General features: G+C 51.4%; 12 protein-coding genes. 6 read left to right on the top strand and 6 right to left on the bottom strand.

Features of this window, described 5'->3' with window-relative positions; all coding sequences use genetic code 11:
• Nucleotides 1-39 precede the first annotated feature (39 nt).
• The 4 genes from BCF53_RS18085 to lplA all read right to left on the bottom strand — a co-directional run bounded on the left by BCF53_RS18085 (nt 40) and on the right by lplA (nt 5,319).
• Nucleotides 40-1,458, bottom strand: coding sequence for an alanine/glycine:cation symporter family protein (locus BCF53_RS18085; protein ID WP_132703997.1), 1,419 nt, complete (start codon nt 1,456-1,458; stop codon nt 40-42).
• 223 nt (nt 1,459-1,681) lie between these two features.
• Nucleotides 1,682-2,719: an ACR3 family arsenite efflux transporter gene (arsB, locus tag BCF53_RS18080; RefSeq protein ID WP_132703995.1), complete on the bottom strand. Its 1,038-nt coding sequence runs from the start codon at nt 2,717-2,719 to the stop codon at nt 1,682-1,684.
• A gap of 246 nt (nt 2,720-2,965) precedes the next feature.
• On the bottom strand, nt 2,966-4,171 hold the full coding sequence (locus BCF53_RS18075) for a multidrug effflux MFS transporter (RefSeq protein ID WP_132703993.1): 1,206 nt from the start codon (nt 4,169-4,171) through the stop codon (nt 2,966-2,968).
• Between the two features lie 134 nt (nt 4,172-4,305).
• On the bottom strand, nt 4,306-5,319 hold the full coding sequence (gene lplA, locus BCF53_RS18070; protein ID WP_132703991.1) for a lipoate--protein ligase: 1,014 nt from the start codon (nt 5,317-5,319) through the stop codon (nt 4,306-4,308).
• Between the two features lie 179 nt (nt 5,320-5,498).
• Between lplA and BCF53_RS18065 the strand changes: the two genes are divergently transcribed.
• On the top strand, nt 5,499-5,990 hold the full coding sequence (locus BCF53_RS18065) for a MarR family winged helix-turn-helix transcriptional regulator (protein WP_132703989.1): 492 nt from the start codon (nt 5,499-5,501) through the stop codon (nt 5,988-5,990).
• Nucleotides 5,991-6,497 carry an RNA 2',3'-cyclic phosphodiesterase gene (thpR, locus tag BCF53_RS18060; RefSeq protein ID WP_132703987.1) on the top strand — a complete coding sequence of 169 codons (507 nt, stop codon included), beginning with the start codon at nt 5,991-5,993 and terminating at the stop codon, nt 6,495-6,497. It begins immediately after the preceding gene.
• 267 nt (nt 6,498-6,764) lie between these two features.
• Here thpR and BCF53_RS18050 read toward each other — a convergent pair whose 3' ends face one another.
• Nucleotides 6,765-8,435, bottom strand: coding sequence for a glutamine--tRNA ligase/YqeY domain fusion protein (locus tag BCF53_RS18050; RefSeq protein WP_132703983.1), 1,671 nt, complete (start codon nt 8,433-8,435; stop codon nt 6,765-6,767).
• A 219-nt stretch (nt 8,436-8,654) separates the two neighbouring features.
• Here BCF53_RS18050 and BCF53_RS19255 point away from each other — a divergent pair, with 219 nt between their 5' ends.
• From BCF53_RS19255 to BCF53_RS18035, 4 genes are all read left to right on the top strand, one after another.
• Nucleotides 8,655-8,798 carry a hypothetical protein gene (locus tag BCF53_RS19255; RefSeq protein ID WP_165901983.1) on the top strand — a complete coding sequence of 48 codons (144 nt, stop codon included), beginning with the start codon at nt 8,655-8,657 and terminating at the stop codon, nt 8,796-8,798.
• Nucleotides 8,799-8,939: 141 nt separating this feature from the next.
• Nucleotides 8,940-9,527 carry a hypothetical protein gene (locus BCF53_RS19330; RefSeq protein ID WP_207902784.1) on the top strand — a complete coding sequence of 196 codons (588 nt, stop codon included), beginning with the start codon at nt 8,940-8,942 and terminating at the stop codon, nt 9,525-9,527.
• A 604-nt stretch (nt 9,528-10,131) separates the two neighbouring features.
• On the top strand, nt 10,132-10,965 hold the full coding sequence (locus tag BCF53_RS18040; protein ID WP_132703981.1) for a hypothetical protein: 834 nt from the start codon (nt 10,132-10,134) through the stop codon (nt 10,963-10,965).
• A 179-nt stretch (nt 10,966-11,144) separates the two neighbouring features.
• A complete protein-coding gene (locus tag BCF53_RS18035) occupies nt 11,145-11,873 on the top strand; it encodes a hypothetical protein (protein ID WP_132703979.1) in 729 nt (242 codons plus the stop codon).
• Between the two features lie 103 nt (nt 11,874-11,976).
• On the opposite strand, the gene BCF53_RS18030 is transcribed toward BCF53_RS18035, so the two are convergent.
• Entirely contained in the window at nt 11,977-12,387 is a 411-nt protein-coding gene (locus BCF53_RS18030; RefSeq protein ID WP_132703977.1) for a hypothetical protein, read from the bottom strand.
• Nucleotides 12,388-12,622: the final 235 nt, after the last annotated feature.

Raw genomic sequence — 12,622 nt, 5'->3', positions numbered from 1 at the left:
CTCAGGTTGCTTTGTCCCCCGGGCTTACAGTCCCCCGGCTTACTTAGTACCCCAGGCTCTGTGATCGATGTTCAAATCAGCAAACTTGGCTGGGTCGAGCTCCGGATGCTCCTTACCGGCTTTCAGTTGCTGACGGTAGTCCGCCAGCAATCGGGTAATGGTTGGGAACAGCATCATCAGGGCAATCAGGTTAACCAACGCCAGCAGGCCCATGAGCGGGTCCGAGAAGAAAAACACCGCTGTCGCGCCCGGCGCTACCGCACCCAGGAAGACGATACAAATCACCACAATACGCAGGCCATGCACCGGCACCTTGCTCTTCGACATAAACGTCATCGCGTTTTCACCCAGGTAGTAGTTGTAAACGATCGAGCTGATCGAAAACAGCAGAATAGCGCCCGTCAGGAAGTATTGCGCCCAAACACCCACATGGCTCACCAGCGATTGCTGCGTCAGCACCACGCCATCAATTTCAGCAGCGCCCGGCACATACACATCACCCAGCAGAATAATGAAGGCAGTACAGGTACAGATCAGCATGGTGTCGATAAAGACGGACAGCGATTGGGTAATACCCTGGCTGATCGGATGGGTGACATCCGCCGTTGCCGCCACGTTGGGTGCAGAACCCAGACCGGCTTCATTCGAGAACAGACCGCGACGCAAACCGTTGGCCAGTGCCGCGCCCATACCACCACTGACAGCCTCTTCCAGGCCAAACGCATTCTTCACAATGCTGATCAAAACAGCCGGTATATCGGTGATGTTCAGTACAATCACCAGTAACGCCATGCCGACATAGCCAATCGCCATCACCGGCACCACAACATCGGTGAATTTAGCGATACGCTTAATGCCGCCATAAACAACAAAACCCGTCATCACTGCCAGCACAACACCGGACCAGACACGGTCGATGCCCAAACTATCTTGCGCGGCACCGGCAACGGTATTGCCCTGGAAGGCATTAAAACCAATGGCGAACGACGCGATCAGGCAGACGGCATAAACCACCGCCAACCAGCGGTAATCTTCACCCAAGCCATAGATGATGGTGCGCGCCGGCCCCCCGCGGAAGGCATTGCCTTCTTTGCGCTTATAAAGCTGCGCCAGTGAACACTCAACCAGGCTGGTTGCCATACCCACCAGTGCAATGGCCCACATCCAGAAGACGGCACCCGGCCCACCCAGGGTAATCGCCACAGCGACACCGGCGATGTTACCGCCACCTACCCGGCCACCGACAGACAGCAGCAACGCCTCCCGACCCGAGATTTGTCCGGCATGGTTGGTCTGGTTACGGGCTCGCAGCACGCGGAACATTCGGCCAAAGAACCGGAACTGAACAAAATTGGTCACAATAGTGAAAAACACACCGAAGATCACCAGAAAGGGAATCAATGACCAACCCCAGGTGAGATCTCCGATCAGGCCGAAGAACGACTCCAATAAATTCATAACTACTCCTAGTATTTCATTATATTTTTTTATTTCTTCCCGTCGTTGGCCGGCAAAGCATCCGCCACGCGGGAGATATTTCGTATCGAGTTTTAAACGAAGCGCGGGAGTATACGCAGGTAGAGCAGTTTTGCCCTCTATAAGGGCAATTTTTTAGGCCCATCTGGGTGTCATTTGATCAATACGCCGGCACACCGGCGGTTTTCAGCGCCAGCAGATTTTCTTATTTCTCAGCCGTGCCGAGCGGTGCAAACCAGTGCTGAGTCCGGTTGGCAAAGGCCACCAGGCTGAGCATCACCGGTACTTCGACCAAGACCCCAACCACCGTGGCCAGAGCCGCACCGGATTGCAAGCCAAACAAGGAGATAGCCACAGCAACCGCCAGCTCAAAGAAATTGGATGTCGCAATCAACGAAGCCGGTGCCGCGACATTGTACGGCAGCTTCAACCAACGAGCGCCGGCATAGCTGACCGCAAAGATGCCGTAGGTTTGAATAATCAGCGGAATGGCAATAAGCACAATGGCATAGGGCTCGTTGATAATCGTGACCGCCTGCAAGCCGAACAGCAACACCACGGTACCCAGCAGACCAACCACCGACCACGGCTTGAGTACCGCCAGGAAGTGGCTCAGCCGCTGCGCATTGTGGTTCTTCTGCAGGTAATGGCGGGTCAGCACACCGGCGACCAGCGGCACAACAACGTAGAGCACGACAGAAAAGAACAGCGTGCCCCAGGGTACAGTGATGTCACTGACACCCAGCAGCCAGGCAGCAATCGGGGTAAAGGCAAACACCATGATGAGGTCATTCACCGACACCTGCACCAGCGTGTAATTAGGGTCGCCCTTGGTCAGCTGACTCCAGACAAACACCATGGCTGTGCAAGGCGCGACCCCCAGTAGGATCATGCCAGCAATGTATTCCGTCGCCGTTTGCGGGTCGACCAGCCCGGCGAAAAACACCCGGAAGAACAACCAGGCAATGGCCGCCATTGAAAACGGCTTAATCAGCCAGTTCACCACCAGCGTTAACAACAGCCCTTTTGGTTTGCGGCCAACGCCCTTCACGGCCGAGAAATCTATCTGAATCATCATCGGGTAGATCATTACCCAGATCAGCACCGCCACCACCAGGTTAACGTGCGAAAACTCCAGCGCCGCAACAGCGTCGAACAGCGAAGGGAAAAGCTGACCCAGCACAATGCCGGCAACAATGCTTAAGCCCACCCAAACCGATAAATACCTTTCGAAAATACCCACAGCGATTCCTTATAAATAAGCGATAAAGACAGTGACATCTGGTTCCGTGGATGCAAAAAGAAAGAAGGCGCCAGAGGCGGCATCCACATATACGAAATATCATATATATGAAATTACGTATGTAAACAACCATAAAACAGACTAGCTAAATACACTTATAGATTTACTGAGGAAGTTACGCGAGTGGCTCATGCGAGAAATGTCGCTCGGCCGTGAACAACTCACGGCCTTCAGGGAATGCACTAATCAGGAAGCGGCGGTCGCCTCTTCGACCGGCTGACTGCCGGAGCGCGAATGAAGACGAACGGCACTGCTAAAGCCAACCAGGTTAACTACCAGCATCAACACCGCGACCGGCAGAATACCAACCCCCAGTATCACCGCAGAAATAGCGCCGATAATCGAACCGGTAATCGTCATGTTGGCACCGAAGATAGCGGCGGCCGCGCCGGCGTTTTTACCAAAGAAGCTCATGAAGCAGGCATTGGTATTACCGATAATGCCACCGGCAGCCGACATCGCGAGCAGGAAGCCAATGAAGATTAGCCAGAACTGGCCCGGGAAGAACAGCTGACCCATCAGAAAGACCGCGCCGCCCGCTACCTGCATCGCGGTAAAGCCTTTCAGCAGCTGCTCCGGCCGGTAACTGTTGAGCAGGTAGGCATTGAGCCGGTTCATAAGGATGTTACCCGAGGTATTGGCAATAAACGCGATGGCCAAAAACTCTTCAGAATGGCCAAAGTGCTCAATATAAATACCCGAAGAATTACTCAGAAAAATCATCAGTACGGCAAAGGTCATTCCCTGAATCACCAGGAATGGCCGCGCCTCTTTGGTGGCCAGCACCAAACGAAAGCTCTGAACGAAGGGCATGCGCGGCCCTGCCTGCTTTTTATTCGGTGGTACCAAGCGAATGGCATTGAGCGCCACAAAGGCAGCAAAGATAGCGACTGAGATAAACACCCAGCGCCAGTCGGCCACCTTGATAATGATGGTACCAATGCTCGGCGCAATGGAAGGTGCAATCATCATGATCAGGCCGATCAAGGTGAACAGCTTGGCGGCCTCTTTGCCTTCCGCCACATCGCGAATAATGGCCGGCGCACAAACCCCGGCAATACCGGCCCCCAGCGCCTGAACCACGCGCCAGAAGTAAAGCGCATTGATGCTCTCGGCTCGGCTCAGCGCTAAGCTGCCGACAATAAACAGCAGCATACCGGCAACAATCACATTGCGGCGGCCGAGCTTATCGGACGCCGGCCCGCCAATCAGCTGACCAAAGGCGTTGGTAAAAGCAAACAGGCTGACCGTGAGCGCCACAGCCGATGTAGTTGAGCCAATGTCGGCAGCAATGGCCGGCAGCGCAGGAATGTAGGCATCCACAGCAAAAGGCCCGATCGCAAAGATCGAGGCCAGAAACAGGATCATACCGATGGAAACGGAATATTTCATAACTCACCCGGGTTACAGAGATGGATATTTATCTTCCACGGAAGATAATTTCGCGTATCTTAATAGAGAATTAACTTCCCAGAAAGGTATTTTTGCTCTTACCTTTGGACGATGGCCGGCTATTCGCCATTAGCTCAGGAAATAGCAGACACCAGCCAGGCTTTCACATCCTGCAGCTCCGGATGGTTATCCGGAAACTGCGCCATCACCTCGGTGACGCATTGAGCAACGTGATCCGGGTGATAGTGAATACCGTTCAGTTGTTCACCCAGCTTCTCGATCGGTTCCGGATACAGGCTGTCGGTAAACACCTGTGTGTCAGAAATCCTGGCGTTTTTCAGGTTCAGGTGCAGCTCAATGCCACCCCATTTGAAGCGCTCATCGAGCGTATGCGTAAACTGCGGCGATTTACCGAAGTTCCAATCCCAGCTTTGCTGCCGGGCGAAGGTCTGTTCAAAGCCGGGCAGATCGGGCAGCGCATCGGGCGAGATGAACTCAGCCTGCGGTTGCTCAGCAAAGTGCTCACAAAACGCCGCCGAGATGGCATCACACACCATGGCGTGGTCAATGTCTTCCTTTAAGCTGGCCAGGTTGGTCACCCGCGAACGCACCGAAGAAATCCCCTTCGACTGCAGCTTTTTAGGGTCGGGATTCAAATAGTTGGCCAGCCGGCTCAGGTCGGCATTGAGCAGCAGCGTGCCGTGATGGAAGCCACGGTCTGCAGCCTCCTTGTAGGCCGAGCCGGAAAACTTACGCATATTCTCGCCTTCGCCCACCACCAGATCGTTGCGGCCATTGGCGTAGCCCTCGATGCCCAGCGCCTTCAGGCCCTGCAAAACAATATGGGTAGACACCTCTTTGCTGTACTCGGGCTTGCCCGCCATAAAGGTAAAGTTAGTGTTGCCCAAATCGTGGAAAACGGCACCGCCGCCACTCTGACGACGGGCCAGGTAAACCTCATCCTGCTCCATCTTTTTGATGTTGCATTCCTTCCACGGATTTTGTGCACGGCCAATAACCACCGTTTCAGAGTTGCGCCATAAAAACAGTACGCGCTGATCCGCCGGCATCGAGCGGAAGATGACATCTTCAACAGCCAGGTTGAACCAGGGGTTATTTGAGTTAGAAATTAAGATTCGGCTGACCATAAAAAACTCCTGTTGATGTGCGCAAGCCAAGGGCCCGACATTAACTCACGGTAACAACGCGGCATCAAGCCGTTGTCGGTATTGCTTTTTAGCCCGGGCCAGCCAATCTCCGATTTGAGTAATTGACTTATACCTTCCATGGAAGCTATGTTTTCGACCCGCAAACACAGACTGTAATTATGAAGCCGAAGCGCGAAAAAATAGAAACCGTACTCGCCCGCAGACACTGGGAAAAACAAGGTCGCGCCGCGCCCCCCATCGCCGTGCTGGTTCACAGCCTGCACGAACAATTCAGTGAAGACCTGATGCAGCGCCTGGAGCCTCATGGCGTGCAGTTTTCTGACTGGGGAGCGCTGACAACCCTGTATCACAGTGGCGAACCCTATTGCCAGACGCCAACTGAAATCTGTCACGGTATGCTGTTTACCTCCGGCGCGATCAGCAAAATTCTGGTTCGACTGGAACGGCTGGGCATGGTTGAGCGCGTTGAAAACCCCGAAGACCAGCGCAGCAAGCTGGCGAAGCTGACCGCGAAAGGGCTTAACTGTGTGCGCACGGTACAAAGTCAGTTGAAAGATATTGAGCATCAGCAACTGAAGGGTTTAAATAAAGAAGAACTGAATACGCTCGAACAACTGCTCACCAAGCTGCACAACAACTGGGAAAGCTGAATGCGATTATTCTTTGCCTTAACCTTCAGCGAAGCGACCAAAAAACAGATTACGCCCTACCGCGACTGGGTAGCCAGTGAAGCGGAAAAAGGCAAATACACCCGCGATGCCAACTACCACCTGACACTGGAGTTTCTGGGCGAGACCGACCCGGAAAGAGTGCCGCAGCTGAAGGCCATTCTTCAGCAGCTGGCCGAACCACCGGCAACCCTACGCGTGAACCGGGTCGACTCCTTCCAGAAGCGAAACAAAAAGATTATCTGGTTAGGCATAGAGCAAGACCCGGCGGTGTATCAATTGCAGCAGCAACTGATCAGCTTACTGCGCGAGGCAGGCTTTGCCACCGAAACCCGGCCTTACAACCCGCACATTACCCTTGGCCGACGCATTGTGCTGCACAAGCCGGAATCTGAATTCAGTTTTCAGCCGTTTGATTTACCGGTGCATGCCATCGCTCTAATGGAAAGCAAACGTGAAGACGATAAGCTGATTTATGAGACGATATAGCAGCGCTATTGCGCACCACTGAAACAAAAAAGGCCGCTTTCGCGACTGCAGATTGTCGATAAACCCCGCCAACGAAAAGGTATCGCTTAAATGGACCGCTGCAAGTATCGCCGGAATGCCGGACCACCTGATACGCTCGACGAAAACATCCATGTTTTCGACGTCCATTTAAGCGATACCTTTTCATCGTCTCGAAGACAGTGGCAGCTTTGTCATCGGTCTGAGGCCGCTTTCACGACCTTAATTTCCCAGCTCAAAACTGACTGCTTAGGCTTTACGCTCCCAAACATCACGCAAGCCAATGGTCTTGTTGAACTCTAAGCGCTCCGGCGTGGAATCGTAACGGTCGACCACAAAGTAGCCTTCACGCTCAAACTGGAAGCTCTGCTCCGGCTTGGCGCCTTTCAGGCTTGGCTCAACAAAGCAGCCTTCGAGTACTTCGAGCGAGTTCGGGTTGATGTGCTCCATGAAGTCGTTATCGCCCTTATCCGGGGTTTCATGGTTAAACAGGCGGTCGTACACGCGCACGATTGCCGGCACCGCATGCTTCACAGACACCCACTGAATAACGCCACGCGGCTTCACGCCTTCAACGTTTTCACCCACCGAACCTTCAACCACGCTGGCCTGAATTTCGGTGACATTGCCGTCTTCATCTTTGCTGAAGCTCTCGGCTTTAATAATGTAAGCACCGCGCAGGCGAACATAGTCACCCGGCACCAGGCGCTTGAACTTCTTGCGCGACAGGGTGTTGTCTTCGTTGAAGTCTTCAACATCGATGTACACTTCATTGCTGAACGGAATTTCACGCTCGCCCAGCTCCGGCTTTTGCGGGTGCACCGGCTGCGTCATCACTTCTTCATGGCCTTTTGGCAAATTGGTCAGCACTACCTTCAGCGGCTTCAATACGGCCATGGCGCGCGGTGCATTTTCGTTCAGGTCGTCACGGATGGCCGCTTCCAGCATACCCAGATCAACCACGGTACCCACCGCACGGGAAATACCCGAAGCATCAATAAAGTTACGGATGGCACGCGGCGTGACACCACGACGGCGCATACCGGAAACCGTCGGCATACGCGGGTCGTCCCAGCCGTCTACGATGTTTTCATCGACCAGTTTCTTCAGCTTACGCTTGCTGGTCACGGTGTAGTTCAGGTTCAGCCGCGCGAACTCGATCTGGCGAGGCTTATGCGGCACCGGCAGGTTTTCAATGAACCAGTTATACAGCGGGCGGTGATCTTCAAATTCCAGCGAACACAGCGAATGCGTCACCCCTTCAATGGCATCGCCCTGGCCATGCGCGAAATCGTAGCTTGGGTAAATGCACCACTTATCGCCGGTCTGGTGATGCGCCACCTTGCGAATGCGGTAGATGATCGGGTCACGCAGGTTAACGTTAGGCGACGCCATATCGATTTTCGCACGCAGCGAACAGGTGCCTTCGTCGAACTCACCGTTTTTCATCTGCTCGAACAGCGCTAAGTTTTCGTCCACGCTGCGCTCACGGAACGGGCTGTCTTTACCCGGCTCAGTCAGGCTGCCACGGTATTCACGAATCTGCTCAGCGTTAAGATCACACACATAGGCCTTGCCGGTTTTGATCAGGTGCAGCGCCCATTCATACAGCGTATCGAAGTAATCCGAGGTGTATTTAACATTGCCTGCCCATTTAAAACCCAGCCATTCCACATCTTCTTTAATGGCATCGACATACGCCTGCTCTTCTTTTTCCGGGTTGGTATCGTCGAAGCGCAGGTTAGTCTGACCCTGGAATTCCTGCGCAAGCCCGAAGTTGATACAAATGGCCTTGGCGTGGCCAATGTGTAGAAAGCCGTTCGGTTCCGGCGGGAAGCGCGTGACGATGGTCTCGTGCTTACCTTCTTTCAGATCATTATCGATGATCGTACGAAGAAAGTTAGATGCTGCTTCAGTCATTTAGGGTTGTCTCTATTCCAGGGGATTAACAGACCGGCGATTATAACCAACCACAGGGCCCGATAACACTGATTCGCCGCTTTGTCATAAATTAACCCGCAATGGGTATAACACCGGTAAACACACATTCCGCCAATATTTCTTGCTTTTTTGCTCTGTAACCTTGCTGGCATCCCAACTGCGCCGCTCGCAGATCACTGACTGATACAAGGACTAACAATGCAAAAAGCAAAACTGATCAAACTGGCTGTCATCGTGGCTTCCACCCTGGCTTTGAATGGCTGCATGCTGTTCGCTTCCCCCACGCCGGTACCTGCCGCTGCGGTCGTGACTGTTCCGGCGGTGGTACCGGCACCCCACTAAAGCCGCGGTTTACCTGTGTATGGCGGCAGTAAATGCACATCGAATGAACAATCTGAGCGTGGCATTTCATTATTCTTGGCGACACAACGGTGGCACCGCATTCATTAGCAGCCACCGCGACCAGAATAAGAGGAAACCTGAATGACAAAACTCACCCAAACCTGCCTGAGCAAAAGCCACTTACCACTGGCTCTGCTGGCTACTCTGCTTTCGGGCTGTATGATCGTCGCCCCGGTACCCGAACCGGCACCCGCTGTGGTTGTAGCAACACCGGCACCGGCGGCAAAGGTTGTGGTTGCTGAACCGGCACCGGTGGTTAAGGCGGCACCGGCAGCAAAAGTGGTAGCCAAGCCCGCAGCAACCCCGGTTGCCAAACCGGGGGCTAGAACCGTAGTCGCAGCAAAAGCACCCCGGGCTTACCCGGTCATCATCTTTACCGGCCATGCAAAGTGGGAACCCAAAGCCGATGCCCTGCAGACACAGGTGGATCAGGGCCCGGATTTCAACGACCACTACAAGGTAGCCCGCCTGAGCTGTGGTGCAGGCTGCTGGGATAACTTCATCATCAATACCGACACCGGCTACATCCTTGATGAAATTCAATCCTGTGGCAGCGCCGAATACTCGCTATACAGCGACGTCATCAACATACCGGTAAGGCCGAGCAAGCATGGGCAGTGCCGAATGGTGAGTTACAAGGTTGAGGGCGATGTGGTGATTAGGCTTTGAGGCTTACTTGTCGGGCTGAAGCCCGACCTACAGATGAGCCGCAATTGTAGGTTGGTCTTTAGGCCAACAAAGCGTGGCTCCGTTCATCATTCGGGGCTTACCTGTCGGGCTGAAGCCCGACCTACAGACGGGCCGCAGTTGTAGGTTGGTCTTTAGGCCAACACAGCATGGCTCCGTTCATCATTCGGGGCTTACTTGTCGGACTGAAGCCCGACCTACAGATGAGCCGCAATTGTAGATTGGTCTTTAGGCCAACACAGCGTGGCTCCGTTCATCATTCGGGGCTTACCTGTCGGGCTGAAGCCCGACCCACAGATGAGCCACAGTTGTAGGTTGGTCTTCAGGCCAACAAAGACTGCTGATTCAAATCACATAAATTGGGGTAACTGTCAAAAGGGCCGCTAAATGCGTCATTTTATATACCCCATTATTCCTATGACTAAAGTCACAAATAGCCAAAAATAACTTCCAATTTGCAGATTACTTCTCAGAACATTGAGGATTCTTTGTGATCCAATTGACATTGCGTTGACAGTGAGCCTGATCACAAATATTTTTCGTTAATACAAAGTCGATCACAAAAAAAACAAAGGAAGTACGCCAAATGAAATTAACCAAAACCACCATTCTGCTGCTGAGTTCTTTATTAGTTTTTGGCTGTAATGATTCTTCGGATGATGATACAGAGACTGAGACTACGGATACGACAGAGACCACTGAAACCACCGAAACCACTTACAGCCAGTCGGCTTTAATAGCAGACAACGATAGTAGCGATACTGGTGAACTGCGCTACAAAATGGATAGTGCACTCTCTGCAGCGACTCTGAGCTTATCCCTGATGTACGCTTCAGATGAAGATGAAACAGCAAAGATCACCCTATTTGGCTCAAGTGCAGCAAATGACCATCGCTTAGCCGAAATTTTAATAGATTCTGATGACGCTCCTAGTGGCGAAGGATATGTGGGTATTAGTCTGAAGGGTAACCAGACGGTAAGTGGTACAAACGAAGATGATATATACCTGACAGAAGTTGCTGCGGACACCTGGGTAGATATATCACTGACATGGGATATAAGTACATTAACGTATTACGTCACAATTGATGGTACCCAATATGCTTCTCAAACAACACATATTCTCGATATTGATGATGACAACATCTTCGGGGAAGTAACGAGCGAAGTGTACGAAACGAGCGAAGACGCAAGTTATTTTTCAGTCAGAATTTCTACGGATAGCGGCACGGCTAGCTCAACTACACCGTTGTACATTGATGACATAAATTTAACCTCTGCTGAAACCGAAATTCTCTCTGATGATTTCGAAGGTTATGAAACCAACTACGCACTGGGCACGGGTGATGATGAAAACGATCCTTATCACTCTAACTCATATAGCGCGACAGTTTCTGACGCCCAAAACGCCACTGAATAATCAGTAGCTATCTCTTAAATCACATCATCCAAGCCCGGCCTACCCGCCGGGCTTTCTATTTCCCCTGCTTAAATGCCCATCAAATGTGACAAAGTCGTGCAGAGCAACACCCTTCTGGTTGACCGTTGAAAAGCCCGCTTCTATAGTCGAAGGCAAGAAATCACTGTGAGCATAATCCTATGAAACTGCGCAAAGCCACCCTCCTATTTTTGAGCACCCTGCTTGTTCTTGGTTGTACTGACGGGGATATTTCTGTTTCGGATGATGACGATGATGATGATGGCGACGATGGAAGTACGACCGGTTATTCAGTACTAATTACAGACTCTGGTGAGCTAAATTTAGACCTAATAACTAGCATAGGCACTGGTGAAGTTTCTTTAGAATTTTTCTACACGTCTAATGAAGCTGCTGAAGTCCTAGTTGGCATCTATGGCCAAACTGATTCAACTAGTAGCTATCGGATGGCTGAAGTTCAGCTAGACAGTGAATGGGCCGTTTCTGGAGACTTAGGAGTTAGATTAACCGATGATGATGTATATGAAAACTCAACACTTTATGGCGACATCGATGATGGTCAGTGGGTTGAACTAACCTTAAGCTGGGATACCACCGATGGCAACTACAGTCTAGAGATAGACAATACCGACCTCGGTTCCTTCACTTTAAATACAATAAGTAGTGGAGGGTATGAAAATGTTGGCTATATCGTTATTAAGGTTTCTGAAGCCAATACAAGCAAACCAGTTTATATTGATAACTTAGAGGTTTACTCGGGAAGCTCCAAAACCGTCAACGATGATTTTGATGACTACTCTGTAAATACGAACCTTTCAGCTAACTCTGGCGATTACGATTATTCAGAATCATCGAATGCCACTATCTCTGACGACGAAGACGCCGGTTAAAGTTACGAATTCATATTTCAGTAAGGGCCTAGCAGCAATGCTAAGCCCTTTTTCTTTATGCGTTAAAAATAGAGAAAAAACTGTGAAAACCTCACCTAAATTATCAATCATCCAAATAAGCAAAGAAGTCCGGCGTTTCCAAATTCGCATCTAAATAGGCATAAACCTGCATGGCCTTTTCTTTTGGTAAGCTCTCCTGCAACGTATCTTCCAGCGCACCAAACTGCGCATTCAAATAAGAGCGTGTTTGCGCTTTCAGTTTAGGCAGGCTATCGTCCGATTTTCGATTGGCGGTAATCAGTGATTGCCATGAGCGTGCGTTTTGTTTCAGGTCTGCTACAGCTTCACCCACTATTTTTTGCTCCGCCACGGTCAGTGATGCCTGCATATAAATCTTTTCCAAAGGCTCATAGCTTGCTCCGGTTTTATCTGCTTTATAAGCGAAGGCCCCGCTTGCGGCAGTGGCAATAGCGACGCTAACACCCAAGGCGACGATGTTTTTCTTCATAGTCATAGTCAAGTTTCCTGTTCAAATTCAGATTGTGTTGTTGGCTTCTGCGTTTGCTCTGACTGAATGACTGATAGATAGTTTCGAAAACACCTCGGCTGATCAGGTAAAGATCCCTTTCGGTTTTCTTTACCGCTTAAAGACATCTTAGTATCAAGTTTGAAGTGCGACACCGATAGTTATTTTCCATAGTACATTTCCTCCGGTGTTTTGTAGTCGTATCTTTTCCTGGGGCGGCTAT

The organism is Reinekea marinisedimentorum (assembly GCF_004341165.1).
GTDB classification, from domain to species: domain Bacteria; phylum Pseudomonadota; class Gammaproteobacteria; order Pseudomonadales; family Natronospirillaceae; genus Reinekea; species Reinekea marinisedimentorum.
This window is presented reverse-complemented; position numbering and strand designations above follow the sequence as displayed.

Excerpts from the sequence above, each read along its gene's own strand:
- BCF53_RS18085 (WP_132703997.1), bottom strand. The coding sequence starts at position 1,458 with ATGAATTTATTGGAGTCGTTCTTCGGCCTGATCGGAGATCTCACCTGG.
- BCF53_RS18075 (WP_132703993.1), bottom strand. The coding sequence starts at position 4,171 with ATGAAATATTCCGTTTCCATCGGTATGATCCTGTTTCTGGCCTCGATC.
- lplA (WP_132703991.1), bottom strand. The coding sequence starts at position 5,319 with ATGGTCAGCCGAATCTTAATTTCTAACTCAAATAACCCCTGGTTCAAC.
- BCF53_RS18065 (WP_132703989.1), top strand. The coding sequence starts at position 5,499 with ATGAAGCCGAAGCGCGAAAAAATAGAAACCGTACTCGCCCGCAGACAC.
- thpR (WP_132703987.1), top strand. The coding sequence starts at position 5,991 with ATGCGATTATTCTTTGCCTTAACCTTCAGCGAAGCGACCAAAAAACAG.
- BCF53_RS18050 (WP_132703983.1), bottom strand. The coding sequence starts at position 8,435 with ATGACTGAAGCAGCATCTAACTTTCTTCGTACGATCATCGATAATGAT.
- BCF53_RS19255 (WP_165901983.1), top strand. The coding sequence starts at position 8,655 with ATGCAAAAAGCAAAACTGATCAAACTGGCTGTCATCGTGGCTTCCACC.
- BCF53_RS19330 (WP_207902784.1), top strand. The coding sequence starts at position 8,940 with ATGACAAAACTCACCCAAACCTGCCTGAGCAAAAGCCACTTACCACTG.
- BCF53_RS18040 (WP_132703981.1), top strand. The coding sequence starts at position 10,132 with ATGAAATTAACCAAAACCACCATTCTGCTGCTGAGTTCTTTATTAGTT.
- BCF53_RS18035 (WP_132703979.1), top strand. The coding sequence starts at position 11,145 with ATGAAACTGCGCAAAGCCACCCTCCTATTTTTGAGCACCCTGCTTGTT.
- BCF53_RS18030 (WP_132703977.1), bottom strand. The coding sequence starts at position 12,387 with ATGACTATGAAGAAAAACATCGTCGCCTTGGGTGTTAGCGTCGCTATT.